Annotated in this window: 26 protein-coding genes; 8 read left to right on the plus strand and 18 right to left on the minus strand. The window is 72.7% G+C overall.

Annotation, left to right across the window (positions count from 1 at the left end; genetic code table 11):
* The 4 genes from ACF1G2_RS05175 to ACF1G2_RS05190 all read right to left on the minus strand — a co-directional run bounded on the left by ACF1G2_RS05175 (position 1) and on the right by ACF1G2_RS05190 (position 3,691).
* Positions 1-828 (minus strand): ATP-binding cassette domain-containing protein, encoded by an 828-nt coding sequence (locus tag ACF1G2_RS05175; RefSeq protein ID WP_391796919.1) that lies wholly within the window; start codon positions 826-828, stop codon positions 1-3.
* Complete coding sequence (locus ACF1G2_RS05180; RefSeq protein ID WP_391796920.1) at positions 825-1,880, minus strand: ABC transporter permease; 1,056 nt, start codon at positions 1,878-1,880, stop codon at positions 825-827. The genes ACF1G2_RS05175 and ACF1G2_RS05180 overlap by 4 nt, the downstream gene beginning before the upstream one ends.
* On the minus strand, positions 1,877-2,896 hold the full coding sequence (locus ACF1G2_RS05185; protein ID WP_391796921.1) for a sugar ABC transporter substrate-binding protein: 1,020 nt from the start codon (positions 2,894-2,896) through the stop codon (positions 1,877-1,879). Before ACF1G2_RS05185 ends, ACF1G2_RS05180 begins: the two co-directional genes overlap by 4 nt.
* Before the next feature lie 75 nt (positions 2,897-2,971).
* Positions 2,972-3,691, minus strand: coding sequence for a GntR family transcriptional regulator (locus tag ACF1G2_RS05190; protein ID WP_391797047.1), 720 nt, complete (start codon positions 3,689-3,691; stop codon positions 2,972-2,974).
* A gap of 143 nt (positions 3,692-3,834) precedes the next feature.
* Between ACF1G2_RS05190 and ACF1G2_RS05195 the strand changes: the two genes are divergently transcribed.
* Positions 3,835-4,836, plus strand: a complete 1,002-nt coding sequence (locus ACF1G2_RS05195) for a Gfo/Idh/MocA family oxidoreductase (protein WP_391796922.1) — start codon at positions 3,835-3,837, stop codon at positions 4,834-4,836.
* An 81-nt stretch (positions 4,837-4,917) separates the two neighbouring features.
* On the opposite strand, the gene ACF1G2_RS05200 is transcribed toward ACF1G2_RS05195, so the two are convergent.
* The 4 genes from ACF1G2_RS05200 to ACF1G2_RS05215 are packed head-to-tail and all read right to left on the minus strand — an operon-like array spanning position 4,918 to position 8,444.
* Complete coding sequence (locus ACF1G2_RS05200) at positions 4,918-5,346, minus strand: PaaI family thioesterase (protein WP_391796923.1); 429 nt, start codon at positions 5,344-5,346, stop codon at positions 4,918-4,920.
* A 4-nt stretch (positions 5,347-5,350) separates the two neighbouring features.
* The gene (locus ACF1G2_RS05205; protein WP_391796924.1) at positions 5,351-6,529 is read right to left on the minus strand and encodes a cytochrome P450; all 1,179 of its coding nucleotides are present in this window, start codon (positions 6,527-6,529) and stop codon (positions 5,351-5,353) included.
* Between the two features lie 32 nt (positions 6,530-6,561).
* Positions 6,562-7,230, minus strand: coding sequence for a response regulator (locus ACF1G2_RS05210; protein ID WP_391796925.1), 669 nt, complete (start codon positions 7,228-7,230; stop codon positions 6,562-6,564).
* Positions 7,227-8,444, minus strand: a complete 1,218-nt coding sequence (locus ACF1G2_RS05215) for a sensor histidine kinase (protein WP_391796926.1) — start codon at positions 8,442-8,444, stop codon at positions 7,227-7,229. The genes ACF1G2_RS05210 and ACF1G2_RS05215 overlap by 4 nt, the downstream gene beginning before the upstream one ends.
* Positions 8,445-8,591: 147 nt before the next feature.
* On the opposite strand from ACF1G2_RS05215, the gene ACF1G2_RS05220 reads away from it, so the two are divergent.
* A complete protein-coding gene (locus ACF1G2_RS05220) occupies positions 8,592-8,810 on the plus strand; it encodes a hypothetical protein (RefSeq protein WP_391796927.1) in 219 nt (72 codons plus the stop codon).
* Positions 8,811-8,816: 6 nt separating this feature from the next.
* Here ACF1G2_RS05220 and ACF1G2_RS05225 read toward each other — a convergent pair whose 3' ends face one another.
* From ACF1G2_RS05225 to allB, 4 genes are all read right to left on the minus strand, one after another.
* The gene (locus ACF1G2_RS05225) at positions 8,817-9,176 is read right to left on the minus strand and encodes a hypothetical protein (protein ID WP_391796928.1); all 360 of its coding nucleotides are present in this window, start codon (positions 9,174-9,176) and stop codon (positions 8,817-8,819) included.
* Between the two features lie 11 nt (positions 9,177-9,187).
* The gene (locus tag ACF1G2_RS05230; protein ID WP_391796929.1) at positions 9,188-10,114 is read right to left on the minus strand and encodes a DMT family transporter; all 927 of its coding nucleotides are present in this window, start codon (positions 10,112-10,114) and stop codon (positions 9,188-9,190) included.
* Between the two features lie 385 nt (positions 10,115-10,499).
* Entirely contained in the window at positions 10,500-11,615 is a 1,116-nt protein-coding gene (gene alc / locus ACF1G2_RS05235) for an allantoicase (RefSeq protein WP_391796930.1), read from the minus strand.
* 3 nt (positions 11,616-11,618) lie between these two features.
* Positions 11,619-12,953, minus strand: coding sequence for an allantoinase AllB (gene allB / locus ACF1G2_RS05240; protein ID WP_391796931.1), 1,335 nt, complete (start codon positions 12,951-12,953; stop codon positions 11,619-11,621).
* Positions 12,954-13,280: 327 nt separating this feature from the next.
* On the opposite strand from allB, the gene ACF1G2_RS05245 reads away from it, so the two are divergent.
* Positions 13,281-14,090 (plus strand): IclR family transcriptional regulator, encoded by an 810-nt coding sequence (locus ACF1G2_RS05245; RefSeq protein ID WP_391796932.1) that lies wholly within the window; start codon positions 13,281-13,283, stop codon positions 14,088-14,090.
* A 164-nt stretch (positions 14,091-14,254) separates the two neighbouring features.
* Here the strand turns inward: ACF1G2_RS05245 and ACF1G2_RS05250 are convergent, their stop codons facing one another.
* Together ACF1G2_RS05250 and ACF1G2_RS05255 are read right to left on the minus strand one after the other, a co-directional pair.
* Positions 14,255-14,917 (minus strand): ABC transporter ATP-binding protein, encoded by a 663-nt coding sequence (locus ACF1G2_RS05250; protein ID WP_391796933.1) that lies wholly within the window; start codon positions 14,915-14,917, stop codon positions 14,255-14,257.
* Positions 14,914-15,999: an ABC transporter permease gene (locus tag ACF1G2_RS05255; protein ID WP_391796934.1), complete on the minus strand. Its 1,086-nt coding sequence runs from the start codon at positions 15,997-15,999 to the stop codon at positions 14,914-14,916. The genes ACF1G2_RS05250 and ACF1G2_RS05255 overlap by 4 nt, the downstream gene beginning before the upstream one ends.
* Before the next feature lie 112 nt (positions 16,000-16,111).
* Here ACF1G2_RS05255 and ACF1G2_RS05260 point away from each other — a divergent pair, with 112 nt between their 5' ends.
* Together ACF1G2_RS05260 and ACF1G2_RS05265 are read left to right on the plus strand one after the other, a co-directional pair.
* The gene (locus ACF1G2_RS05260) at positions 16,112-17,284 is read left to right on the plus strand and encodes a sensor histidine kinase (RefSeq protein WP_391796935.1); all 1,173 of its coding nucleotides are present in this window, start codon (positions 16,112-16,114) and stop codon (positions 17,282-17,284) included.
* Complete coding sequence (locus ACF1G2_RS05265) at positions 17,281-17,919, plus strand: response regulator (protein WP_391796936.1); 639 nt, start codon at positions 17,281-17,283, stop codon at positions 17,917-17,919. Before ACF1G2_RS05260 ends, ACF1G2_RS05265 begins: the two co-directional genes overlap by 4 nt.
* A gap of 54 nt (positions 17,920-17,973) precedes the next feature.
* On the opposite strand, the gene ACF1G2_RS05270 is transcribed toward ACF1G2_RS05265, so the two are convergent.
* The gene (locus ACF1G2_RS05270) at positions 17,974-19,341 is read right to left on the minus strand and encodes a pyridoxal phosphate-dependent decarboxylase family protein (protein WP_391796937.1); all 1,368 of its coding nucleotides are present in this window, start codon (positions 19,339-19,341) and stop codon (positions 17,974-17,976) included.
* 92 nt (positions 19,342-19,433) lie between these two features.
* A complete protein-coding gene (locus tag ACF1G2_RS05275; RefSeq protein WP_391796938.1) occupies positions 19,434-19,757 on the minus strand; it encodes a DUF5955 family protein in 324 nt (107 codons plus the stop codon).
* Between the two features lie 191 nt (positions 19,758-19,948).
* Here ACF1G2_RS05275 and ACF1G2_RS05280 point away from each other — a divergent pair, with 191 nt between their 5' ends.
* From ACF1G2_RS05280 to ACF1G2_RS05290, 3 genes are all read left to right on the plus strand, one after another.
* Positions 19,949-20,563: an NTP transferase domain-containing protein gene (locus ACF1G2_RS05280; protein WP_391796939.1), complete on the plus strand. Its 615-nt coding sequence runs from the start codon at positions 19,949-19,951 to the stop codon at positions 20,561-20,563.
* A gap of 225 nt (positions 20,564-20,788) precedes the next feature.
* Positions 20,789-22,420 (plus strand): malate synthase A, encoded by a 1,632-nt coding sequence (gene aceB / locus ACF1G2_RS05285; protein ID WP_391796940.1) that lies wholly within the window; start codon positions 20,789-20,791, stop codon positions 22,418-22,420.
* Between the two features lie 301 nt (positions 22,421-22,721).
* Positions 22,722-23,876, plus strand: a complete 1,155-nt coding sequence (locus tag ACF1G2_RS05290) for a GDSL-type esterase/lipase family protein (protein ID WP_391796941.1) — start codon at positions 22,722-22,724, stop codon at positions 23,874-23,876.
* A gap of 75 nt (positions 23,877-23,951) precedes the next feature.
* On the opposite strand, the gene ACF1G2_RS05295 is transcribed toward ACF1G2_RS05290, so the two are convergent.
* Both ACF1G2_RS05295 and ACF1G2_RS05300 read right to left on the minus strand, forming a co-directional pair.
* Positions 23,952-25,838 carry a hypothetical protein gene (locus tag ACF1G2_RS05295; protein ID WP_391796942.1) on the minus strand — a complete coding sequence of 629 codons (1,887 nt, stop codon included), beginning with the start codon at positions 25,836-25,838 and terminating at the stop codon, positions 23,952-23,954.
* Between the two features lie 54 nt (positions 25,839-25,892).
* Positions 25,893-26,843, minus strand: a complete 951-nt coding sequence (locus ACF1G2_RS05300; RefSeq protein WP_391796943.1) for a fibronectin type III domain-containing protein — start codon at positions 26,841-26,843, stop codon at positions 25,893-25,895.
* Positions 26,844-26,920 lie beyond the last annotated feature (77 nt).

Raw genomic sequence — 26,920 nt, forward strand, 5'->3', positions numbered from 1 at the left:
TTACGAAGAGGCGGGGCGCTCCAGCTCGTGGCGGAGGTCCTCCAGCTCGCTGCCGCCCGCCATCTGCCGGGTCAACTCGTCCAGGGTGACCGAATCCTTGGTGTGGCTGCCCGCCATGACACCGCGCTTGAGCAGGACGAATCGGTCGCCTACGAGATAGGCGTGGTGCGGGTTGTGGGTGATGAGGACCACTCCGAGGCCCTGGTCACGGGCCGCGGCCACATACTTCAGGACCACTCCGGACTGCTTGACGCCGAGGGCGGCGGTCGGCTCGTCCAGGACGAGGACCTTGGCGCCGAAGTACACGGCGCGGGCGATGGCCACGCACTGGCGCTCACCGCCGGAGAGGGTGCCGATGGGCTGGTCGACGTCGCGCAGGTCGATGCCCATGCGCAGCAGCTCGGTGCGGGTGGTCTCGCGCATCAGCTCGACGTCGAGGCGCTTGAAGGGGCCGGCGCCCTTGGTGGGCTCGGAACCGAGGAAGAAGTTCCGCCAGACCGGCATGAGGGGGACGACGGCCAGGTCCTGGTAGACGGTGGCGATGCCGAGGTCCAGGGCCGCGCGCGGGTTGGCGAGGGAGACCTCCTCGCCCTCGATGCGGAACGTTCCGGCGTCGTGCCGGTGCAGCCCCGCGATGATCTTGATGAGGGTGGACTTGCCGGCTCCGTTGTCGCCGAGGACGCAGGTGATCTCCCCCGCGTGGACCTCCAGGGAGACCCCTTCGAGGGCGCGGATGTTGCCGTAGTACTTGCTGACGTCGTCGAGCTCGACGAGCGCGGAGCCCGGGTCCGGGGACGCGGCCGGGGCGGTGGTCTCGGGGGTGGTCACTTCGTTGCCTCCACACGCCGGCGGATCCAGGCGTTCAGCAGGGTCGCGAGGAGGAGCATCGCTCCCAGGAAGAACTTGAACCAGTCCGGGTTCCACTCCGCGTAGACAATCCCCTTGCTGGTCATGCCGAAGATGAACGCGCCGACCGCCGAGCCGATGGCGGAGCCGTATCCGCCGGTGATCAGGCAGCCGCCGATGACGGCCGCGATGATGTAGATCAGCTCGTTCCCGACGCCCTCTCCGGACTGGACGACGTCGAAGGAGAAGAGCAGGTGCTGGCCGGAGATCCAGGCGCAGAAGGCCACGCCCATGTAGAGGCCGATCTTCGTCCTGACGACCGGGACGCCGACCGCGCGGGCCGCGTCGGCGTTGCCGCCGACGGCGAAGATCCAGTTGCCGAAGCGGGTGCGCAGCAGGATCCAGGTGGCGACGGCGACCAGGCCGATCCACCACAGGATGGTGACCTTGAGGTCGACGCCGCCGATGGTCAGCTGGGAGGCGAAGAGCTTCCTGGCGGAGGGGAAGCCCTCCATGTCGGCGATCGACTTGGTGGAGACCGTGCCGCTGATCAGCTTGGTGAAGCCGAGGTTCAGGCCGGTCAGCATCAGGAACGTGCCGAGGGTGATGATGAAGCTCGGCAGCTTCGTCCGCGTCAGCATGACGCCGTTGAAGACGCCGATGGCGAGGGTGACCAGCAGCGAGACGCCGACGCCGACCCAGACGTTGGCGGTCATCTGGTAGCTGAACATCGACGAGACCAGCGCCGAGGTGGTGACCATCACGCCGGCCGACAGGTCGAACTCGCCGCCGATCATCAGCAGCGCGACGGGCACCGCCATGATACCGATGGTGGAGGCCGCGTAGAAGACCGTGCCGAGGCTGGAGGCGCGCAGGAAGCCGTCGGCGACCAGCGAGAAGAAGACGAAGACGGCGGCGGCGCCGACGACGGAGCCGAGCTCGGGGCGGGCCAGGAGCTTCCTCAGCGGGGAGGTGCGCAGCAGCCGCTCGTCGACGTGGTCGAGGCCGTCGCCGGTGGGGGCGGTCGCGCTCACCGGGTGCCCCGTTCCGTGTAGCCCTTCAGCGCCTCGGCGTCGTCCCTGGTGATGATCTGGGGGCCGGTCAGGACCGGCTTGCCGCCGCCCAGGACGTCGGCGTTGTACCGGTACAGCCAGAGCAGGTCGACGGCCTCGTACCCCTGGAGGTAGGGCTGCTGGTCCACGGCGAAGCCGAGGGTGCCGGCGGCGAGCGCGGAGGCGACCTTCGCGTTGAGGTCGAAGGTGTCGACCTCGGCCTCGGAGCCCGCGGTCTTCTTCGCCTGGACGGCGGCGTCCGCGAAGGGCGCCCCGAGGGTGACCACGGAGTCGATGGCCGGGTCGGCCTGGAGCTTGGCCTCGATGGAAGCCTGGACGTCGGGCATGTTGGTGCCGTCGACGTAGAGGTTCTGCAGGTCGCCGCCGAACGTCTTCTTCGCTCCGGCGCAGCGCTGCTCGTGTCCGACGTTGCCCTGCTCGTGCAGGACGCACAGGGCCTTCTTCTTCCCGCGCTTGTCGAGCTCCTCACCGACGGCCTCGCCGGCGACGGTCTCGTCCTGGCCGATGTGCGTGAGCGCGCCGAAGGCCTTGGACTGCTCGGAGCCGGAGTTGACGGTGATCACCGGGATGCCGGCCTTGACGGCCTTCTCCACGGCGGCCTTCATCGCGTCGGGCTTCGCGAGGGTGACGATGAGTCCGTCGACGTCCTTGGCGATGTACGAGTCGACGAGCTGGGCCTGCTGCTGCGCCTCGTCGCTGTGGGCGTAGAGGAAGTTGATGTTGTCCTTGACGGCGGCCTGCTCGGCGCCGTTCTGGACGATGTCCCAGAAGGTGTCGCCGTCTCCCGAGTGGGTCACCATGGCGAAGGTCCACCGGGGGGTGTTCACGGCCGCCTTCCCCTGGGCCGCGGCCGCCTTGCGGGCGTCCTCCGCGCGCTTCCCGCCGGTGCTGCTGCACCCCGCGAGTGCGGCGGTGAGCGCCACCGCGAGCACGGCGCCGACTGCGGCGCGTACCCCTCCTGTCCGAAGCCTGGTCACGAGGCCGTGCCCTCCTTTGTGTCCTTCTGCGTGCATTGCAGTATCGGTCATGGGGATCGCGCGGACGTCAGTGGGTCAGGGGCGGACCAGCAGCTGGAACTCGAAGGAGTACCGCGAGGCCCGGTAGAGGTGGGAGCCGAACTCGACCGCCCGCCCCGTGTCGTCGAAGGTGGTGCGTTCCATCGTGAGCAGCGGCGCTCCCTCGGCCTCGGTGAGCAGCTCCGCCTCGGCGGCCGTGGCGGAGCGGGCGCCGACGGTCTGCCGGGCGCTGTGCAGAGTGATACCGGCGCCGCGCATCAGCCGGTAGAGGCCGGTCGTCGCCAGACTGCCGGCGTCCAGGTCGAGCAGTCCGGCCGGGAGGTGGTTGCGCAGGTACGCCATGGGCTCGTCGTGCGCCGTACGGAGCCGCTCCACGTAGCGGACGTCGGTGCCCTCCGGTACGCCGAGGGCGGCGGCGACCCGGGCGGCGGCGGGTTCGACGCGGTCGACGAGGACCCGGGTGGCGGGGCGCTGGCCCGCGGCCTCCAGGTCGTCGTAGAGGCTGCTGAGCTCGAGCGGGCGCCGGACCTGGCTGTGCACGACCTGGGTGCCGACCCCCCGTCGGCGAACCAGGAGGCCCTTGTCGACGAGGGACTGGATGGCCTGCCGGACCGTGGGGCGGGACAGACCGAGCCGGGTGGCGAGGTCGATCTCGTTGCCGAGCAGGCTGCCGGGGGCCAGGGCCCCGTTCTCGATGGCCGCTTCCAGCTGCCGGGCGAGCTGGTAGTAGAGCGGTACCGGACTGGTGCGGTCCACGGAGAGGGGTGGCGAGGCGGCGGACGACGACGGCTTGGACACGCTCGGGAGCGTAGCCCCAGGAGATGATGACAGGAAGTGGTGAAGTCCGATTGTCCTGACAAATCCTTGACAGGGTGACCGTCCGGCACCACCTTGGGGCCATGCGTATCGGACTGATCGGAACGGGTCGTATCGGGGCCTTCCACGCGGGCGTGCTCGCCCGCCACCCGGAGGTCGAGTCGCTGGTCGTGGCGGACGCGGACACCACCCGGGCGGCCCGGGTCGGCGGGGCGCTCGGCGCCACCGTGGCACCCACCGTGGACGCGCTCCTCGGCCACGCTCTCGACGCGGTCGTCATCACCTCCGCCACCGCGGCCCACGCCGAGCTGATCGTCCGCGCGGCCGGCGCCGGGCTCCCGGCCTTCTGCGAGAAGCCCATCGCCCTGGACGTGCCGGGGACGCTCGGCGCGCTGCGGGCGGTCGAGTCCGCGGGCACGGAGCTCCAGCTCGGATTCATGCGCCGCTTCGACGCCGGGTACGGGGCGGCCCGTGAGGCCGTACGGTCCGGGCGCCTCGGCCGCCTGCACACCGTGAGGGCGGCGACCTCGGACCCCGCCCCGCCGCCCGCCTCGTATCTGCCGCTCTCCGGCGGCCTCTACCGGGACTGCCTGGTGCACGACTTCGACATACTGCGCTGGGTGACAGGGCGCGAGGTCGTCGAGGTGTACGCCACCGGTTCGGACGCCGGCCCGGCGATGTTCCGCGTCGCGGACGACGTCGACACGGCGGCCGCGCTGCTCACCCTGGACGACGGCACGCTGGCGACGGCGACGGCGACCCGGTGCAACGGCGCCGGCTACGACGTACGCATGGAGCTGGCCGGCGAGCGGGACCAGATCGCGGTGGGGCTGGACGACCGGACCCCGCTGACCTCGGTGGAGGCGGCGGGGCCGCCCGCGCCGGTCAAGCCCTGGCCCGGGTTCCTCGACCGGTTCGCCCCCGCGTACGAGGCCGAGCTGGACGCGTTCGTACGGCTGGTGCGCGGCGAGGCGGCCAACCCCTGCGACGGCCGGGAGGCGCTTCAGGCGCTCCGGGTCGCCGAGGCGTGCGAGCGCTCCCGGCGCGAACACCGGCCGGTGGCGCTGGACGAGATCCCGTCGTAGGGACCGTCCGAGGGCTGTCCGGCGGGGCGGAGGGGTGCGGCGGGCGGCCGGGCCCCGCCGTCCCGACGGCCCCGCCGGCCGTCAGCCGGTCGCGGAGAGCACCGTCCCCTGCGCCACCGCGCACAGCGTCTCGCCACCCTCCTCGTCCACGGTCAGCAGATCGCACCGCACCACCGCCTGTCGTCGGCCCGCGTGGACCACGCTCGCGCGGGCGACGAGCGTCCGGCCGCGGGCGGGACGGACGTACTGGATGGAGAAGCCGGCGGTCAGGACGGCGGGGCCGAGCGCCGTGCCGGCCGCGAAGGTGAGCGCGTTGTCGGCGGCGTACGAGAGCACCCCGCCATGGGCGAAACCGTTCTGCTGCCGGAGCTCCTCGCGGAGGTCCACCTCCAGGGTGGTTCCGCCGTCGCCGAAGGCGGTGATCCGGGCTCCGACGAGGCGGCTGAACGGCTGGGCGTCCAGGACCTTCCGCGCGAGGTCGAGGTCGAGTCGGTTCGACGGATCGGTCATCGGGTCACCACCGGACGGGAAGGCGGCGGACACCGCGGACGAGGAGGCCTGGCATCCACTCCCAGGGGGCGCCCTCGGGGTCGAGTTCCAGCCGCGGGAAGCGCTCCAGGAGTGTCCGGATCGCGATGCCGCCCTCCAGGCGGGCGAGCGGCGCGCCGAGACAGTAGTGGAGGCCGTGTCCGAAGGCCAGATGGCCGCGCGGTTCGCGGCGGATGTCGAAGCGGTCCGGTTCGGGGAAGCGCGTCGGGTCGCGGTCCGTCGCCGCGAGGGAGACGAAGACGGGCGAGAGCGCCGGGATGGCGGTGTCGCCCACGGTGATCGCCTCCTTGGCGATCCGGAAGGTGGAGGACTCGACGGGGCCGTCGTAGCGCAGCCCCTCCTCGACCGCCCCGTCGATGAGCCCGAAATCGGCACGGAGGTCGGCGAGTTGATCGGGGTGGGCGAACAGTGCCCGCACGGTGTTGGTGATCAGACCGACGGTGGTCTCGTGCCCCGCGATGAGCAACAGATAGGCCATTCCCCGCAGTTCGGGGAGGGACAGCGCGTCGCCGTCCTCGGCGCGGGTGGTGATCAGGGCGGAGAGCAGGTCGTCCGTGGGCCGGGAGGCGCGCTTGTCCTCGATGAGCTCGTCGAGGTAGGCGCCGAAGCCCTCGACGACCTCCCGCTCGGGCGTCCCCCCGGTCGGCGCCACCAGCTCGTTCGACCAGCGGCGGAACGAGTCGCGGTCGGCCGCCGGGACGCCGAGGAGCTCGCAGATGACGGTGATGGGCAGCGGGAACGCGAAGGAGTCCACGAGGTCGGCCCGCCCGGCCGGCGCCATCGCGTCGGCCAGCTCGTCGGCGAGCTCCTGGACGCGGGGGCGCAGCGCCTCCACCCGCCGGCCGGTGAACTCGCGGGTCACGAGCTTGCGCAGCCGGGTGTGGTCCGGTGCGTCGACGGCGAGCAGATTGGGGCCGATGACCTCCTCGTCGACCGGAGTGACGCCGACGATGGAGGGCGACTTCACCAGGCGGGGATCGGCGAGGGCCGCGCGCCCCTCCTCGTGTCCGACGACGAGCCAGAACTCCCAGCCGTCGGGCATGCGGACGTGGTGGACGGGACCGCTCTCACGGAGCTTCGCGTAGTAGGGATACGGATTCGCGGTGAAGTCCGCGCCCCACTCCCCCAGTTCGATGGTGGACATCGCCTCAGCCTAGGCGGCCCCGTTCCGGTGCCCTAAGCCTCCCCGTCGTCGAGGAGCCCCGCGTCGTGGACCAGGAGGGCGATCTGGACACGGTTGTTGAGGTCGAGCTTGGCGAGAATCCGCGAGACGTGGGTCTTGACCGTCGGCACGCTCATGTAGAGCGCGGCGGCGATCTCCGCGTTGGACCGGCCCTGGCCGACGGCGACGGCCACCTCGCGTTCGCGCTGGGCGAGTTCGGCGATCCGGCCCGCGGCCGTCGCGCTCCGGGACTGCTCGGGCCGCTCCGCGACATGGCTCATCAGCTGGCGGGTGACGGCCGGGGAGAGCACGGGGTCACCGGACGCGACGCGGCGCACGGCGGCGACGATCTCGGCGGGAGGCGTGTCCTTGAGGACGAATCCGGCCGCGCCGGCCCGCAGGGCCCGTACGACCTGTTCGTCGGCGTGGAAGGTGGTGAGGACGACGACCTCGGGTGCCTCGGGGCGGGCCCGCAGGAGTTCGGTGGCGGTGAGGCCGTCGACGTGCGGCATCCGGATGTCCATGAGGACGACGTCCGGGGCGAGTCGGGCGACGAGTTCCGGTACGCCCCGCCCGTCGGTGCCCTCCCCCACGATCTCGATGTCCTCGGCGCCGCCGAGCATCAGGGTGAGGCCCGCGCGGACCAGGGGGTCGTCGTCGACGATGAGCAGCCGGATGGTCATGAGGGCCACGGTAGCCAGGCGTGCACGGCGAACCCGCCGTCGGGGGCCGGACCGTGGTCCAGCCGCCCGCCGGCGAGGGTGGCGCGCTCGGTGAGGCCGATGAGGCCCTGGCCGGAGCCGGGGACGTGCGGGACGGGGCCGGCGGGGGCCGGGTTGCGGACCTCGACGGTCAGCCCGTCGCCGGGACGGCCGCGCACGGTGAGCGTGACCTCGGCGCCCGGTGCGTGCTTGCGGGCGTTGGTGAGGCCCTCCTGGGCGATGCGGTAGACGGTGCGGCCGGTGGCGGCGGGGACCGCGTCCGGATCGTCGATCGTGGAGTCGAGGACGACCTTCGCCCCGGCCTCGCGGGACTCGGCGACCAGCGCGTCGAGGGTGGCGAGCGTGGGCTGGGGCCGGTCGCCGTCCGCGGCTTCGCCGGGGGTGCGCAGCACGCCGATGATCTGCCGGAGGTCCTGGAGCGCCTCGTGGGCGCTGTCGCGGATGACGCCCGCGGCGCGCGCGACCTGTTCGGGCGGGGCGCCGGGGCGGAACTCCAGCGCTCCTGCGTGCACGCTGAGCAGGGTGAGGCGGTGGGCGAGCACGTCGTGCATCTCGCGGGCGATGGCCTCGCGGGCGAGCCGCTGCGCCTGCTCGGCGCGCAGCTCCGCCTCGGCCTCGGCGCGCCGGGCGCGCTCGCGCAGGGCCTCGACGAGCTGGCGCCGGGAGCGTACGAGCATGCCCCAGGCGGTCATCAGCAGGATCAGGATGAGGCCGATGGCGATCCCGAGGAGGGTCCCGGTGGCGGGGTCCGGGCGTACGAAGACCTGGGCGACGTTGCAGGCGGCGGCCAGCGCGCCGATCCAGGCGATCTCGCGGAAGGGCCGTCGGACGGCGACGCTGAACAGGCTCACGAGGAAGGCGCCCCCGGCGACGGGCGCGACGACGCTGACGAGGGAGAGCGCGACGGCGAGGCCGACCGGCCACCGGCGGCGGAGCCACAGGGCGCAGCAGGCCGCGGCGCCGACGAGCTGGTCGGCGAAGGCGACGGCCTCGCTGTTGTACTGGTCGCTGGTCTCGGCGGCGAGGAGCCCGACGAAGGCGGCGCAGAGGAAGAGAACGCTGTCGACGACCCAGTCCCGTACGGTCCGCCGCGGCCTGCGTCCGGGCTCACCGGAGGCCGCGGGGTCGGCCATGGCCGAGGGCAGCAGCCAGGCGTTGGGGTCCGTACGTGTCATAAGCACCAAAGTACGCACGTCAGAGGCGCGCGGCCGGTCACTGAGGGCCGGAAGCTACCAAAGTCGCACGGTCCGAGACTTCGGTAGCACCCACTCTGTCCCGTGGACCGACGCGGGCGGCGGGCGCCCGGGACCATGATCGGTCCCATGAAGAAGATTCTGGAGTTCGTGGGCGGTGTGGTGCTGGTCGGCGGCATCGCGGGGGTGGTGCGCGAGCTGACGGGCTGGTTCCCGTTCATGGGGTTCACCCGGGCCCTGACGGAGAACGTGTGGTTCCTGGAGGACAAGGCGCTGTTCGCGAACGTCGTGATCGCGGTCGTCGGCTTCGTGATCGTGATGATCGCGGACACGACCCGCCGCACGTGACGAGGGTCAGCGGGAGGCCTCGTTGAGTCGGGTGACCTCGGCGAGGTGCTCGGCCATCCGGTGCGAGACGGAGCCGCTGGTGTAGAGGACGCCGCCGATCACCGCGAAGGGGATCGATCCACCGAGCACGGCGAGCAACTCGGGCCAGTCGCGTTCCGCCACACAGCCGCTGGATCCGTTGTGGAGGTTCTCGCTGCTGAAGCGGGACATGCACTCGTGGTTGGACTCCTCGGGCGAGTACGGCGTGAAGAGCAGCACCGCGAACCAGATCCACATCAGTCCGGCGAGGGCCAGCAGCCCGAGTCCCCACCCCTGGGTACGCCGGGCGCGGCTCCGGAATTCTATGTCGTACGGCAGTGAGCGCATGGGGCAAGAACCTACCGGGCGCCCACGTCGGCCGCGCGTCGGCCCCAACTGGTCCCGGCCAGAACGAGGATGGCGCCCGCGAGGCCGAGGACGCCGGGGCGGTCGCCGGCGATCGCGATGCCCGCGGCGGCGGCCCACAGCGGTTCCGTTCCGAGCAGAAGGCTGACCCGGGAAGGGGAGGTGCGGCGGACGGCCCACATCTGCACGAAGAAGGCGAAGAGCGTGCAGAAGACGGAGAGGAAGAGCAGCCCGGCCCATTCGCGCGGGCCGAAGCCGAGCGCCACGGACCAGGGGGACGCGCCGGTGCCGGGGAGGGTGGCGAGCAGGGCGAAGACGGCGACGGCGGAGCCGAGTTGGACGGTCGTGAGCGAGAGCGCGTCGGCGCTCCGGACGGACCCTATCCGGGACATCGCCAGGACGTGCGCGGTCCGCGCGAGCGCGGCGAGGAGCATGAGCAGATCACCGAGGGACGGGGCGGTGAAGCCGCCGCCCTGGGTCAGGAGCACCACGCCGGCGACGGAGAGCGCGGCGGCGCCCAGGAAGGCGCGGGGCGGCCGGACTCCGGTGACGGCGGCCTCGGCGAGCGGCGTGAGGATCATGGTGAGGCTGATGATCAGGCCGGCGTTGGTGGCGGAGGTGTGGACGACGCCGTAGGTCTCCAGAAGGAAGACTCCGCTGAGGATCAGCCCGAGGAGGCCCGCGCCCCGCCACTGGGCCGCGTCCAGGGCTCGCAGCCCCCGCCATCCGGCGACGGCGAGGGCGGGCAGGACGACGGCGAACCGCAGGACGAGAACGGCGACGACCGTGTGGGTGGTGGTGATGCCCTTGGCCGCGAGGTAGCTGGCGCCCCAGACCACGGCGACGAGAAGGACCGGAAGGTCGGTGAGCCAGGCGCGGCGCGGGGCGCGGAAGGGTACGGAGGCGGCGATCGAGGACATCGTGGGCCTGCTCCAACACGTCGGACGGTGTGGAGACTTCGGCGGCTCGCACGCGGGACGATCACCGTACCCGGGAAGACGGGTGGTCGCTACACCTTTCCACGGGCCTCAGACGTAGCTGCCGTACTCGGGGCGGCCCGCCAGTTCGTACGTGGTGATGGAGACGCCCGCGCCCCCCGGGAGCCGGCGAGTGAGCCGAAGGGCGCGCCGGGGGAACGACTCCGAGCGCGCGGAGCCTCCCGGGGAACGAGGGAGGCGAGCACGGTCGGGGTCGTGAGCCCGGCTCAGGCGCCCGGAGGAGAACCGAGCCCAGAAGACAAGGGGGTTCGCGAGGGCGCGCCGGTGCTGTCGGCCGGTGCGCCCTCGCGGGCCGGGCGGGGTGTCGTTACCCGCCCAGTTCCTGGTGGCGTGCCGTCAGGCGCGCCGCGCCCTCCTCGGTGAGCGAACCGAAGAGGCGGAGGCGGGAGATGCCGCCGTCGGGGTAGATGTCGATCCGGACCCGGGAGCCGACCGCCGGCGTGTCCAGCACGAAGCGGTGGTTGGTGTCGGGCTGGAGGCGCGTCCGGGGCAGGATCTCGGTCCAGTCCTCGGAGCCCTCGGCGGCGACGGACAGCGCCGCCCAGCCCGCGCTGTTGCCCTTGAGGTACGCGGTGTCGATCTCGACGGCGCGGATCTCGGACTCGGCGGCCAGGCTGTATCGGATCCAGTCGTTGCCCTTGTCGCGGCGGCGCCGCGTCTCCCAGCCGTCGTCCATCTTGCGGGAGCGGCCCGGCTGGATGGTGTTGGTCGCCGGGGAGTAGAAGCGGTCGGAGGCGTCCTCGACCTGGCCGCCGTTCTCCAGCGCCGCGAGGTCGAAGGTGCCGAGGACGCCGAGCCAGCGCGGGTCCGGGGCGACCTCTCCGTACACGCGAAGGCGTGCGATGCCGCCGTCGGGGTGCTGGTTGACGCGCAGGTGGGTGAAGCGCTGCTCGACATCGACGGCGAAGCCGTTGGCGGCGTGGCCGCCGATGGCGGTGCGCGGGACGAGGGTCGTCCACTTCACGTCGTCCGCGAGGAGCTCCTCGGGCGACGGCGAGCCGGCGACGGACGTGGCCTCGACCGAGACGGCCTGCGGGTAGTTGCCGCGGAAGTGCGCGGTGTCGACGACGATGCCGCGGACGACGCCGGGGGCGCCGAGGCGTACGAGCGCCCAGTCGTGGTCCTCGGCGGTCGGGTGGGGCTCCTGGGCCGAGACGCCACGGCGGCGGCGGGTCTCCCAGCCGTCCATGATCTTGCCCTTGTGCCCGAAGTGCTCGGGGTCGAACTCGGCGGCCTCGGGCTTGAGCATGTTCTCGCGCTCGGCGAAGAACTCGTCGTTGGCGGCGATCACACCGGCGCCGAGGCGGCGGTCGGCCAGGTCCGCGTACTGCGTGAACGGGAAGTCCGCGGTGCGGTAGTCGGCGTACGGGTCACCGCCGCCGAAGGGGCTGGCGTCGCCGGTGAAGGAGGGTATGCCGGTCACGGTTCAGTTGGTCCTTTCGAGGAGGCGGCCGGAGGGTTCGGCCAGGGTGCCGCGGTCGGCGATGCGCTCTCCGCGCAGCCAGGTGGACGTCACGACACCGTGCAGGGTCCGGCCCGCGTAGGCGGTGACCCGGTTGCGGTGCTCCAGCTCGGCCGGGTCGACGGTGAACGTCGCCTCGGGGTCGAGGACGGCGAAGTCGGCGTCGCGGCCGGCCTCGATGGCGCCCTTGCGCTCCAGGCCGGCGAGCCGGGCGGGGCCCTCTGACATCCAGCGGGCGACGTCGGTCAGGTCGTGGCCGCGGCGGCGGGCCTCGGTCCAGATGGCGGGCAGGCCGAGCTGGAGGGAGGAGATGCCGCCCCAGGCGGAGGCGAAGTCCGGGGTCTTGAGGTCGGCGGTGGAGGGCGAGTGGTCGGAGACGATGCAGTCGATCGTCCCGTCCGCGAGCCCCTCCCACAGCGCGTCCTGGTTGGCGGCCTCGCGGATCGGCGGGCAGCACTTGAACTCGGTCGCCCCGTCCGGGACCTCCTCGGCGGTGAGCGTGAGGAAGTGCGGGCAGGACTCGACCGTGATCTTGACGCCCTCGGCCTTCGCCGCGCGGATCAGCGGAAGCGCGTCGGAGGAGGAGAGGTGCAGGACGTGGACGCGGGCGTTGAGCCGGCGGGCCTGGTCGACCAGGTTCTGGATCGCCGTGTTCTCGGCGTCGCGCGGCCTGGAGGCGAGGAAGTCGGCGTACTTGCCGCCGGCCCTCTGCGGCGCCGCGGCCAGGTGGTGCGGGTCCTCGGCGTGCACGATCATCAGGCCGTCGAAGCCGGCGATCTCCGCGAGCGAGTTCGCCAGCTGCTCCTGGTCGAGCTCGGGGAACTCCTCCACGCCCGAGGGCGACAGGAAGCACTTGAAGCCGAAGACACCGGCGTCGTGCAGCGGGCGGAGGTCCTTGACGTTGTCGGGCAGCGCTCCGCCCCAGAAGCCGACGTCGATGTGCGCCTTGGCGCGGGCGACGTCCTGCTTGACGCGCAGGTGGTCGACCGTGGTGGTCGGCGGGAGCGAGTTCAGCGGCATGTCGAGGAGCGTGGTGATGCCACCGGCGGCCGCGGCGCGGGTGGCGGTCCAGAAGCCCTCCCACTCGGTGCGGCCGGGGTCGTTCACATGGACGTGGGTGTCGACGAGCCCGGGGAGCACGACGTCGTCGCCGACGTCCTCCAGCCGGGCACCGGCCGGTACCTCGGCGTCGTACGGCAGTACCGCGGCGATGGTCCCGCCGGAGACGGCGATCGACGCGGGCCGCGTCCCCTCGGGGGTGATGACGCGAGTCGAGCGCAGTACCAGGTTGACGTCCACCCGTACCCCTTTCCAGCAGAATTTCAACGAACTGTTGAAGGAGTCTTCACTCGGGACGACATGGCGTCAAGGGTGCACTTCCAGCATGACCCCGTCGCCCCGACTCGCGCCGCACCCCACTTGGATGTTTCCATGAAGTGGAATGAGAATTTCGTACAGTAGAACGTAGCTCCGTACAGGCTGGGTGGAGGCGGACGCCGTCGGGCAGCCGCCGACACCGGACAAACACCCCCCTGACCGGCCCGTACACCGGGACCGGGACCGTGTGTCCGACCGGACGGCCCGGTAGGCTGCTGCCTTGCCCGCCTGCCCCGAAAGGACCTTGACGTGCCGACGTCCAGCGCCAGCACCACCGACGCCGCCAAGCCCGCCGCCGCGAGCGGTGGCGTCCAGTCCCTCGAGCGTGCCTTCGATCTCCTGGAGCGGATGGCCGACGCCGGGGGCGAGGTCGGGCTGAGCGAGCTCTCCGCCAGCAGCGGACTGCCGCTGCCGACCATCCACCGACTGATGCGCACGCTGGTGGCCTGCGGCTACGTACGCCAGCAGCCCAACCGCCGGTACGCGCTCGGCCCCCGTCTCATCCGCCTCGGCGAGTCGGCCTCCCGGCTGCTCGGCACCTGGGCCCGGCCGTACCTCGCGCGGCTCGTCGAGGAGACGGGCGAGACCGCGAACATGGCGCTGCTCGACGGCGACGAGATCGTGTACGTCGCGCAGGTGCCGTCCAAGCACTCGATGCGCATGTTCACCGAGGTCGGCAGGCGCGTGCTGCCGCACTCCACGGGCGTGGGCAAGGCGCTGCTGGCGTACACGCCGGCGGACGAGGTACGGGCGCTGCTGGCCCGTACGGGAATGCCGGCGGCGACGGAGAAGACGATCACCACGCCCGAGGGCTTCCTGGACGCGCTCGCGGTGGTGCGGGACGCGGGGTACGCGGTCGACGACAACGAGCAGGAGATAGGAGTCCGCTGCCTCGCGGTCTCGGTCCCCGACTCCCCGACCGCGGCGGCGATCTCGATCTCGGGACCGGCGGGACGGGTGACGGAGGCGGCGACGGAGAAGATCGTGCCGATCCTCCAGGAGGTGGCGCAGGAACTCTCGACGGCGCTCGCGAACACCGCAGGCAACGGCACGGCGTAAGCCCCGTTGTGGGCATTCGTTCCGCCGGGGCGGGCGGGCACGACGGACGGCGCCCTTGCCGGGCCCGGGCTCGCGTGCCCGCGGTACCCACGTGCGGCCCCCGTCGTCGGGTTGTGCCCGCCCTCCCCCAGGACCGTCCGGGGGGGACCCCAGCCCCAGCGGAACTAGACGCGGCCGTCCTCCACCCGCACCACGTCGTCCGCTCGCCCCGCGTGCCCCTCGTCGTGCGTCACCAGGACCGTCGCCGTCCCCCGCTCCCGCGTCAGCGCGACCAGCAGGTCCATCACCGCCCCGCCCCGCTCGTGGTCCAGCGCGCTCGTCGGCTCGTCCACCAGCAGCACCGACGGCTCGTTCATCAGCGCCCGTGCGATGTTGACCCGCTGCCGCTGCCCTCCGGACAGCTGGTGCGGACGGCGGGCCGCCAGGTCCGCCAGGCCGACGGCGTCCAGGAGTGCCAGGGCCCGCTCCCGTACCGCCTGCGGCTTCGCTCCCGACAGGTGAGCCATCACCTGCAGCTGCTCCACGGCCGTCAGCGACGGCAGCAGGTTCGGCTGCTGGAACACGATCCCGATCCGCTCCCGCCGCAGCGCCGCCCGCTCCGACCGGTCCAGCGCCCCCGTCTCCGTACCGGCCACGACGACCCGTCCCCGGTCCGGGGTCACGAGCGTCGCGGCGACCGCCAGCAGGCTGGACTTGCCGGAACCGGAGGGTCCGACGACCGCCGTCACGCGGCCGGCCGGGACCGCCAGGGAGACCGCGTCGAGAGCCGTCAGGCGCCCGTCGCCGTCGGGGTACGTCAGGGTCACGTCGTCCAGCAGCAGAGTCATCGGGCGCTCCCGAGCGCGGTCAGAGGGTCGACGGCGGTGATCCGCCGGATGGACAGGGCGGCGCCGAGGACACCGAGGACGATGATCACGGCCGCCGGCCCGAGCACGGTCAGCGGTTCGAGCACGAAGGGCACGTTCCCGCCGCTGATCAGCACGCCCGCTCCTACCGCCAGGGCGGTGCCGAGCAGGGTGCCCGCCGTCAGCATCAGGACGGCCTGCCCGAGCGCGTCCCTCAGCAGGTACGGAGTCGAGGCGCCGAGCGCCTTCAGCACGGCGACGTCACCGCTCCGCTGGATCGTCCAGACGGTGAAGAAGGCCCCTATGACGAGCGCCGAGATGGCGAAGAGGAAGCCGCGCATCAGCTGCAGCGAGCCGTTCTCGGCCTGGTACGACCCTATGGCGGTGAGCGCCTCGTCGATCGTCCGCGACTCGGTGCCGAGCGCCGCGTCACCCGCTCCGAGGCCGGCGTCGTCCGCGACGTCCAGCGCGACGACCGTCGCCTGCTCCTGCGGGGTCGTGCCGTCGTGCCCGAGCTTCTGCCAGTCGTCGAGAGAGGTCCAGACGACGGGCGTGTGACTGTACGAGGCGTCGCCCGCGACGGCCGCCACCGTGGCCTCCAGCGGGCCGAGGCGCACGGCACCGCCCACGCCGACGCCCAGTTCCCCGGCCGCGGAGGCCGAGAGGACGACCCGGCCGGGCCCGAGCCGCCCGCTCTCCGGCGCCAGGCCCGCCGACGGCTCCGTGCCGAACGCGGAGACGGCGGCCGTGCGGTCCCCGGCGGCGCCGTTGAGCGTACGGATGCCCAGCGGCCGCGCGCTCGCGACGCCGGGCCGCTCCGCCCACCGCCGCCACTGGCTCTCGGTCACGGTCGAGTTGGTGAAGGAGACCGACTGGCCGGCGGGCGGCGCGGCGAAGGCGAGCCGGTCGGCCGGGAGGCCGGTGATCGCCGAGATGTTCTCGCGCGCGAGTCCGGCGGTCAGCCCGGACAGCAGCCCGACGAGCAGGGTGATGAGCACGATCACCGTGCCCATCAGGGTGAATCGCCCCTTGGCGAATCTCAGGTCTCTCCATGCCACGAACATGCGGCCCAGCCTTCCGGCCTCCGGCCCCTCGCGGCATCGCGCCACGGATGGCTCCGCAATCAAACTTTCGGTTGAGTCCGGATTGTCTGCCCCCGCCTACGCTGGACAGATCATGGATCCGCGTTCCCTCACCCCCGCCCTGCGCGCGCTGCGCCTCTGTCTGCATCTGCTGATGGCGGGGCTGCTGGCCCTCGCGGCCGTCCGGGCGGACTCCGTCGCCGGTGTCGCGCTCGCAGTGGTGACGGGCGCGGTCTACGCGACCGGGTCCGTCCTTCCCGCCGTACGGGACTCCCCGCGTGCGGCGGCGCTCTGGCTGGCCCTCCTCTGTGCGTCCTGGCTGGGGCTTCTCTGGGCCACGCCCGACGGGCTGTGGGTGGCGTTCCCGCTCTACTTCCTCCAGTTGCACCTGCTGCCCGTGCGCTGGGCGCTGCCGGCCGTGGCCCTGACCGCGGGCGCGGCGATCCTGTCGTACGTACGCCATGGCGCGACACTCAATCCCGGGGTCTTCATCGGGCCGCTGCTCGGCGGGGCGGTGGCCGTGGCGACGGTCCTCGGCTATCAGGCGCTCTACCGGGAGAGCGAGCGGCGCAGGCGGATGGTGGAGGAGCTGATCGCGACCCGGGCGGAGCTGGCGGCGGCCGAGCGGCACGCCGGAACGCTGGCGGAGCGCGAGCGCCTGGCGCGGGAGATCCACGACACGCTGGCGCAGGGGCTCTCCTCGATCCAGCTGCTGCTGCGGGCCGCCGAGCGGGCGCTGCCCGAGGGCTCGCCGGCGGCCGGGCACATCGAGGCGGCGCGGCGGGCCGCACAGGACGACCTGGCGGAGGCGCGGCGCTTCGTACGGGCGCTGTCGCCGCCGGACCTGGAGCACGGTTCACTGGCCGCCGCCCTGGAGCGGCTCTGCGAGCCGGGCCCCGGCCCGGAGGGGTCGCTGCGGGCGCGCTTCACGGTGAGCGGGACGCCGGTGGAGCTGCCGACGCCCTACGAGGTGGCGCTGCTCCGGATCGCGCAGTCGGCGTTCGCGAACACGGTGCGGCACGCCTCGGCGGCCCGGGCGGAGGTCACGCTGTCGTACATGGACGCCTCGGTGACGCTGGACGTCGTCGACGACGGCGAGGGCTTCGACCCCGCGCTGCTCTCGTCCTCACCGGAGGGCGGCTTCGGGTTGCCCGCGATGCGCTCGCGGGCGGAGTCGCTGGGCGGGGTGTTCACGGTGGAGTCCGCGCCCGGTCAGGGCACGGCCGTCGCCGTGTCCCTCCCCCTTCCCACTGGAGTGTCGACATGACGATCCGACTCCTGCTCGCCGACGACCATCCGGTGGTACGGGCCGGGCTGCGCGCCGTGCTGGACACGGAGCCCGACTTCGCCGTGGTCGGCGAGGCGGCGACGGCCGAGCGCGCGGTCGAGCTGTCGACGGAGCTGGCCGGGGCGGGCGGGGTGGACGTGGTCCTGATGGACCTGCAGTTCGGGCCCGGGATGCACGGCTCGGAGGCCACGGCGGCGATCACGGCGCGTACCGGCGGGCCGAGGGTGCTGGTCCTCACCACGTACGACACGGACGCGGACATCCTGGCGGCGGTCGAGGCGGGGGCCTCGGGCTATCTGCTGAAGGACGCCCCGCCGGAGGAGCTGGCGGCGGCGGTCCGGACGGCGGCGGCCGGCCAGTCGGCGCTGGCCCCGGCGGTGGCGCACCGGCTGATGGACCGGATGCGGACCCCGGCGGCGGCGCTGACGAAGCGGGAGCTGGAGGTGCTGCAGCTGGTGGGCGAGGGACTGTCCAACCAGCAGATCAGCAAGGCGCTGTTCCTGAGCCAGGCGACGGTGAAGTCCCACCTGGTGCACATCTTCGCCAAGCTGGGTGTGGACTCCCGTACGGCGGCGGTGGCGACGGCGACGGCGCGCCGCCTGATCCGCCGGTAGCCGGCCGGCCCCGCGCGCCTGAGGCCTCAGGCGTCAGGCGTCAGGCGTCAGGCGTCAGGAGCCGTCGGCGGCGCGCCGGATCGCGTCGAGCGCGCGCGCCACGTCGTCCTCGGTGGTGGACCAGTTGCTGACCGAGATGCGCATGACGCGCCGGCCGTGCCAGGTGGAGCCGCTGATCCACGTCGTGCCGTCGTCGAGGAGCCGGGCGAGCACCCGCTCCGTACGGTCGTCGTCACCGAACTCGGCGCAGACCTGGGTGAACACCACGTCGTTGAGGACGGTGGCGCCGCCGATCCCGGCGATGCCGTCGGCGAAGGCGGTGGCGTGCCGGCAGAGCCGCTCGACGAGGTCGGCCACGCCCGACCGGCCGAGGGACCTGAGGGCCGCCCACACGGGGAAGGCCCTGCCGCGGCGGGAGAGTTCGGGGACCTTGTCGATGGGGTCGCCGAGCTCGTGCTGGATGAGGTAGTCGCCCCGCAGGCCCATGGCCGCCCGGAGTGCGGACGGGTCGCGGACGATGGCGAGGCCGCAGTCGTAGGGGACGTTCAGGGTCTTGTGGGCGTCGGTCGCCCAGGAGTCGGCCTGCTCGCAGCCGGCCGACAGCTGCGCGTACGGCGGTGCAGCGGCGGCCCAGAGGCCGAAGGCGCCGTCGACGTGCACCCAGGCGTCCGCCTCGCGAGCGGCTCGGATCGTCTCGGGGAAGGGGTCGAAGGCCCCGGAGTGGATGTCCCCGGCCTGCAGGATCACCAGGGTGGGGGTCCGCCCGCCGCCCGCCAGGGCGTCCCGGAGGGCCTCGGGGCGCATGCGTCCCTGATCGTCCGCCGCCACCAGTTCGGGCCGCCCCAGGCCCAGGTAGCGCAGGGCCAGGTCGATGGCCATGTGACGGTGCTCGCCCGCGACGACGCGGACGGCCGGCCCGCCCGCGAGCCCTTCGCGGGCGACGTCGCCGCCGACCCGCCGCACCACCTCGTCGCGCGCGGCGGCCAGGCAGGTGAAGTTCGCCATCGTGGCGCCCGTGGTGAAGCCGACGGCGCTGCCGTCGGGCAGCCCGAGCAGGTCGAGCAGCCAGGCGCCCGCGATCTCCTCGGCCGCCGCGTACGCGGGGGTGACGGTGCGCATCACGCAGTTCTGGTCCCAGGCGCTGACCAGCCAGTCCGCGGCCAGCGCGGCCGGTTCGCCACCGCCGACGACGAAACCGTAGAAGCGGCCGCTGGGGAAGGCGGTGAGCCCGGGTTCGCAGGCCGCGGCCAGCAGGTCGACGACGTCGGCGGGCGGGCTGGGGTCGTCGGGCAGTGCGGTGCCGAGCGCGCGTACGATCTCGTCGACCGAAGCGCGGGCGGGGACCGGGCGGTCGGACAGGCTGGCCAGCCAGCGGACGGCATGGTCGTACGCCTGGCGGAGCGCCGCCTCGCGCGCGTCCATACCTCGGACTATGGGACAGTCTCAGCCGGCCCGCAAGCCGCCGCCCGCCGCCCGCCGACCCGCGCGCCTCCACGCATCGGGGCGACCGACACCTACGGCCGGTCGCTCGGAGGCTCCCCGAAGAGTTCGACGGCCTGGCGGACGCTCGTCAGTGCGTTCGACAGCGCGCTGACCGAGCCGATCGAGCCGGCGATCAGGAGCAGGGAGCGGCGCAGCCGCCGGACCTCGGGGACTCCGCTGACGGCCATCGCGTCCAGTGCGGCCAGCTCGTCCTCGGCGATGCCCCGGTCGGTGAACTCGGCCGGGTGGCCCGCCAGTTCGCGGCGGAGCCGGGACACGGCAGCACGCAGCTCCACCACCCTCGGGTCCACGCCGCTGCCGGTTGTCACACGCCTCTGCCCAACGCTACGCAACAAGTCTCTCCCCCTCGCACCCCACTGTGCGCCGGACTCCGCCGTCCCCCCTCGTGCCCTGGGGGATCACCGGCCCGAGCCGTGGATCGGTGGTCGGGCGCCCGGAGTCGCGAGCAAGTTAACGCCATCGCGCGCCCGGCGCGCCACTGTGCGGACACAATTCAGGCGTCCGTGTCATGCGGTATGCAGTGAGCATGACGAACACACGGCATTCCCCGCCGCTCGTGGCCGGTCTGGTCCTCGCCGCGGGCGGCGGGCGGCGGCTCGGCGGACGCCCGAAGGCCCTCCTGACCCACCGCGGGCGCCCGCTGGTCGAGCACGCGGTGCGGGTGCTGCGCGAGGGCGGCTGCGAGGTGATCCACGTCGTCCTCGGCGCCTCGGCCGAGGTCGTACGGGAGCGGGCCCAGCTGCCCGGCTGCGTCCTGGTCGACAACCCGGAGTGGGCGGAGGGCATGGGGTCGTCGCTGCGGGCCGGGCTCGCCTCGCTGTCCGCCGAGGCGCTGCCGGTGGACGCGGCGGTCGTCTCGCTGGTCGACCAGCCGGGGATCGGCGCGGAGGCGGTGTCACGGGTCCTGTCGGCGTACGGCTCGCGCGACTCGCTGGCGGCGGCCTCGTACGACGGGAAGCGCGGCCATCCGGTGCTGTTCGGCGCGGACCGCTGGGCCGGGATCGCGGCGGGGGCGCTCGGCGACCAGGGAGCGCGCGACTACCTGAAGACCCACCGGGATGCGATCACCCTGGTGGACTGTTCGGATGTGGCCGAGCCCTACGACATCGACACGGAGGCCGATCTGGCGCACCTTGAGTAAAGGGTGTGGCACTGAGCGCCATGTTCTGTCGATCCGGAGAATCTCGACATCAACAAACCATTGAACTTCCACCATGAGGAAACTAGTATCCACTGTTCAGAAGCGCCTGATTCCTGACGGCGCTCCGCGGCCGTATCTCGGCGCCTGCGGCACTCCGTGCCGACCCCTGACGCCCGGCGGCCGCAAGGCACCGCCCGTGAAGTCCGCTGAAGGAAGTGACCGTTCATGTCCGCACCAGCGCCGTCCCCCCTGGCCGTCGTCGAAGCCGAGCCCCTGCCGAGGCAGGAGGAGGTGCTGACCGACGCGGCCCTCGCCTTCGTGGCTGAGCTGCACCGGCGGTTCACGCCACGCCGGGACGAGCTCCTTGCCCGCCGGGCGGAGCGCCGCGCCGAGATCGCCCGTACCTCGACCCTCGACTTCCTGCCGGAGACCGCCGCGATCCGCGCGGACGACTCGTGGCGCGTCGCGCCGGCCCCGGCGGCCCTGAACGACCGCCGTGTCGAGATCACCGGTCCGACCGACCGCAAGATGACGATCAACGCCCTGAACTCGGGTGCCAAGGTCTGGCTCGCGGACTTCGAGGACGCCTCCGCCCCGACCTGGGAGAACGTGATCCTGGGTCAGGTCAACCTGATCGACGCGTACGCGCGGAACATCGACTTCACGGACCCGAAGTCGGGCAAGTCCTACGCCCTCAAGCCGGCCGGCGAGCTGGCCACGGTCGTGATGCGGCCGCGCGGCTGGCACCTGGAGGAACGCCACCTCACCTTCGAGGGCCGTCCGGTCCCCGGCGCGCTCGTCGACTTCGGCCTGTACTTCTTCCACAACGCCAAGCGCCTCATCGAGCTCGGCAAGGGCCCGTACTTCTACCTGCCGAAGACGGAGTCACACCTGGAGGCCCGCCTCTGGAACGACATCTTCGTCTACGCCCAGGAGTACGTCGGCATCCCGCAGGGCACCGTCCGCGCCACCGTCCTGATCGAGACGATCACGGCCGCGTACGAGATGGAGGAGATCCTCTACGAGCTCCGCGACCACGCGGCGGGCCTCAACGCGGGCCGCTGGGACTACCTCTTCTCCATCGTCAAGAACTTCCGTGACGGCGGACAGAAGTTCGTCCTCCCGGACCGCAACGCGGTCACGATGACGGCCCCGTTCATGCGGGCGTACACCGAACTCCTCGTCCGCACCTGCCACAAGCGCGGCGCGCACGCGATCGGCGGCATGGCGGCCTTCATTCCGTCCCGCAAGGACGCCGAGGTCAACAAGGTCGCGTTCGAGAAGGTCAAGGCGGACAAGGACCGCGAGGCGGGCGACGGCTTCGACGGCTCCTGGGTCGCCCACCCGGACCTGGTCCCGATCGCCATGGCCTCCTTCGACGCCGTCCTCGGGGACCGGCCGAACCAGAAGGACCGGCTGCGCGAGGACGTCTCGGTGGCCCCGGGCGACCTCATCGCGATCGACTCGCTCGACGCGAAGCCGACGTACGAGGGCCTGCGCAACGCCGTCCAGGTCGGCACCCGTTACATCGAGGCCTGGCTCCGCGGCCTCGGCGCGGTCGCCATCTTCAACCTGATGGAGGACGCGGCCACGGCCGAGATCTCGCGCTCGCAGATCTGGCAGTGGATCAACGCCGGCGTCGTGTTCGAGCACGACGGAAAGACTGTGAAGGCCACCCCCGAGCTGGCCCGCCAGGTCGCCGCGGAGGAACTGGCCGCGATCCGCGAGGAGATCGGCGAGGAGGCCTTCGCGGCCGGAAAGTGGCAGCAGGCGCACGACCTCCTGCTCCACGTCTCCCTCGACGCCGACTACGCCGACTTCCTGACGCTCCCGGCGTACGACCAGCTGATCGGCTGAGTCCCCCCGCTTCGGCCGACCCGCACAGCGGCCGGACAACACGCGGCACAGCCGCGGAAAACAACGGCTCCGCCCCTGGTGAACGCACAGCACCAGGGGCGGAGCCGTGCTCGCTCCGGAGATTCGCCGCTCGGCGATCCCCTGCTCCGGAGATTTTCGATCCGGTGTGTTTCACAGGGCACGTGACGCAACCGAGACCCGCACCTACCTAGCGGTAACAAGCCACGGCGTGCCAGATTCCGCATGCCACCGGCCGGCGGCTGTCCCCCACTCCTCTGCACCGACGCAGGAGAACACAGCCATGCCCAGAACCCCCCACCGCACGGTCCGAAGATCCCTCGCCGCCGCCGTGTCGCTGATCGGCCTGCTCGCCGCCGGAGTGACCCCCGCCGGCGCCGCCCAGGGCTCGGGCCCGACCGCCGTCGTGTCGATGGGCGACAGCTACATCTCCGGGGAGGCCGGGCGCTGGCAGGGCAACAGCCTCACCACCACCGGCAGCCGGAACGGCACCGACCGGGCGTGGACGGGGAGCGCCTACGACCCCTCCCGGGTGTACGGCGCGACGGCGGCCAACGGCTGCCACCGGTCCGACTCTGCCGAGGTGAAGAGCGCGGGCGGAATCGCCTCGGCCCTGATCAATCTGGCCTGTTCGGGCGCGACGACCCGGAACGTCTTCCGCGCGTCGAACGGCGGCGTCGCGTACAAGGGCGAGGCCCCGCAGGCCGACCAGCTGGCTGCCGTCGCCGGATCCCACGACGTCGAGGCGATCGTGCTCTCGATCGGCGGCAACGACCTGGGCTTCGCCGACATCATCAGGAGCTGCGCGACCGACTACATCGTCTGGTACTCGTACTGCCACGACGACCAGCAGGCCGAGGTCGACGCGAAGATCGACACGGTGATGGCGAACGTCGGCAAGTCCGTCGACGAGATCCGCGCGGTCATGGCGGGCGCCGGTTACGCGGCCTCCGACTATCGGATCGTGCTCCAGTCGTATCCCTCCCCCATCCCCCGCGCGTCGGAGAACCGGTACGGGGAGAGCGGCTGGAGCCGCACCAACACGGGCGGCTGCCCCTTCTGGAACCTGGACTCCGACTGGGCACGGGACACCCTGGTCCCCCAGGTCGCCCAGCGGCTGAAGGGCGTCGCGGCGAGCAAGGGCGTGCAGTTCATGGATCTGCGCGACATGCTGCAGGGGCGTGAGGTGTGCGCGAAGACCAGCAAGCTGGTCAGCGCCACGGTGCCGGCCTCGGCCTCGACGAGCGAGTGGGCGAGGTGGATCGACCCGAACGAGACCCAGGGGCCGATCCAGGAGAACGTCCACCCCAACCACTACGGCCAGTTGGCGCTCGGCCGCTGTCTCGCGCTGATCCACGCGCGGCCGAGCGGCAACTTCTCCTGCCGCAACACGGCGGGGACCGGCGCCTCCGGCATGTACCTGACGGCCGTCTCCTGAGGACCGTCTCCTGACGTCCGTCCGGGCGTCTCCTGACGGCCGTCTCCTGACGGCCGCGCAAGCCCCCCACGGGGATCAGCGGGCGTGGCGTCCGCGCCGACCGCGACGCCGCGCCCGCTCGCCCGTCCTCCTGGTACCGATACCGATCCGTCCGTGCGTACGGGGCAGCGCGACGCCCAGCGCTCCGAGGGTCCGTTCCGCGCGGTACGGGTCCGCGGCGGCCATCTCCTTGACGAGGGCGTCGACGCCGCCCGGCCAGCCCTCGGCGGCGGAGTCGAGGAGCGCCCGCCCGGCGGCGGTGCGGCGGTGGAGCCGGTCCAGGATCAGCACGGCGCGGGCGGAGAGCGGCACGCGGGCCTCGTCCGCCGGCTCGCCCCGGGCCCGCAGGACCCCGCAGGCGTACGCACCCATCACCGGGTCGTCCAGGGCCTCGCGCAGCGCCTCGACGGGGGCGGCTTCGGGGTCGAGGAAGCCGAACAGGGCGCGGGTGTAGGCCGCCTCGAACGTGCCCGCGTTGACGGTGCCGAGGGCGTCGATCAGCGCGGACCAGGCCTCGACGGTGTCGCCGTGCGCGTGCAGCCATTCGGCGAGGACGCGGGTGGCGGCGGAGGCCGACCAGCCTTCGGCGGCGGCGATCACGGTCGGCGCGTCCCAGGCCGCGGCCTCCTTGGCGTCGGGCGCCGCGACCCAGCGCACCCGCAGCAGGTAGTGCAGGACCTCGACGCCCCAGGGGGTGAGGCCGAAGGCGTCACCGGTACGGAAAACCATGCCGGTGCCGGTCAGCCGGTCGACGGCATCCGCCATGGAGCGCGCGGCCGGTTCGAGGCGGGTCCGGTCCTCGTCGGTGACGGGCGATCCGACGAGCCGGGTGAGCTCGTCGGCGGGCGGGACCCGGTACTCCTCGGGGGCCGTCGCCGGTACGAGGACGGGCGCGTCCTCCAGCCGGGGATCGACCGGCCAGTCCTCGAACTCGGCGGCGCGGCGAGCCACCGACTCGGCGCAGGAGCCACGCTGGTAGAGCGCGTACAGCAGATGCGCGGCCTCGCCGTCGTACAGACCGCCGTCCTCGCCTTTCATCTGCTCGACGGCCGCGGCGAGCAGGTCCGCGCCGGCCTCGACGGACCGCTGCGGCTCGTGGGCCTCCATGGGCGGGGGCGGCAGCGGGATGGAGGAGTCGCCGTAGTAGTTCAGGTGCTCGTCCAGGAGCATGTCGGCGAGGACGAGATGCGGGAAGGCGTCCGGGCCCGGGGCGAGATGGGCGTACGGGCCCGATAGCGCGCCCGCGAGCCCTGCGGCGGTCCACCGGTCGACCAGCCGGCCGCCGAGTTCGGCCACGCCGTGCGAGACGTCCGCGTCGGTCAGCAGCGGCCCGGCGGGTGAGGGCCGCTCCGCCTCCCGTACGTACGCCCCGGTGAGGGCGTCCGCGAGGAGCATGTCCGCGAAGTCGCTCCGGTTCATCAGGTCCGCCCGGTTGAGCCCGTCGGGCGGCCGTACCCCGTCGTGTCCGGCGAGCCAGGCCCGTACGGCGGCGGGGTCTCCGGGGTCGGCGCCGTCGGCCCGCAGCAGCGAGGCGTACCAGCGCTGCCAGGTGTAGTTGGCGGGGTCCGTCATCGCCCGTTCGAAGTCGGGCACGATGTCCTCGACGGCGGCCACGATCCGCGCCTGCCGCTTGGCGTTCAGCCGCCCGGCCTCCCGCACCCGTTCGGTGAGCGCGACGAGCACGGCGGGGTAGGCCGCCAGCTCCTCGGGCGTCGCGTAGACGAACGCCGGCGCGTCCTCGACGAGCAGCCGCCGCACCAGCTCCACGCTGGGCTCGGGCAGCCCGCTGCGCCGGTCGGCCCCGCGCAGGGCCAGCAGCGCGAGCACCGCGTCGGCGGCGCGTACGGACGATGGATCACGGAGCTGCGGTGTTCCGTCGAGGAACGCGTCGAGCCCGGTGTTGGTGAGCACGGTCCCTGCCACCTTTCCCAGGGTAGTTCCGGCACGCGCCGGACGACGAGGCGCGTGGCGGCGCCGTCATGGGACGACAACGGTGCGTTGGGCCGAGAAGTCACCCCAGGTGCCGTCGGGGAGGCGGGCGCGGAGTTTGACGCTGTAGCGGGTGCCCCGGGTGGTGGGGACCGTGAAGGTGTAGGTGGCCTCGGCGGGCGGGGGGTCGGTGCCCCAGATGATCGTGGTGGCGAAGGCCTCGTTCAGGTAGAGCTGGTGCTCCGTGACCGGGGCGCCGGTGCGGGGCGGGGTCCAGGTCAGGGTGATCTCGCCCTTCACGGCCTTGGCCGTCAGGTCCGTGGGGGCGGTGTTGGGGGCCGCTCCGGGGGCCGGGGCGGTGGTGAGGTCGGCGGGGGCGCTGTCCGGGGAGGAGTTCTCGGCGGCGTCGCGGGCGCGGACCGTGAAGGAGTAGACCGTTCCGGGGCGCAGGCCGGTGAGCCGGGCGGTGGTGGCCGTGCCGGGGACGGTGTGGACACGGGCGTCGGCCTGGTAGACGTCGTACGCGGTGACCTTGGTGTCGTCGCGGGCAGCGGTCCAGGTCAGGGTGGCCGCGTGGCTGCCGTCGGGGGTCACGCGCAGGGCCCGGGGCGTGGTGGGCGCGGTGCGGTCCCGGGCGGTGGCGGCGAGCGTGGTGGCCGGGACCGCCGCGCTGTGGGGGGAGCGGTTTCCGGCGGCGTCGCGGGCGCGGACGGTGAAGGCGTACGGGGTCGAGGGCGTGAGGTTCACGATGTCGGTCATGAGGGTCGTCGCGGGGAGGTCCTTGACCTTGCGGCCCTGCCGGTAGACCTCGTACCCGGTGACGGCCCGGTCGTCGGCGGCCGCGCTCCACATGACGTGGACGGTGCTCGCGCTGCCGGCGGAGGCGGTGACTCCGGTGGGGGCGCCGGGGGCGTGAGTGTCCTTCTCGGGGCCGCCGGAGCAGGCTGCCACGGCGAGGAGGGCGACGGTCAACAAGCTTGCGGCCAGCGGGCGTTGCACAGGAATGCCTCCGTCCGTCGAAAAGGTCCAGACCTGTATCCCATGACGTGGAGGCGCCCGGCAAGGGGTCGTTGTCA

Origin of the sequence: Streptomyces sp. NPDC013457 (genome assembly GCF_043089925.1) — a bacterium.
In the GTDB taxonomy this organism is placed as follows: domain Bacteria; phylum Actinomycetota; class Actinomycetes; order Streptomycetales; family Streptomycetaceae; genus Streptomyces.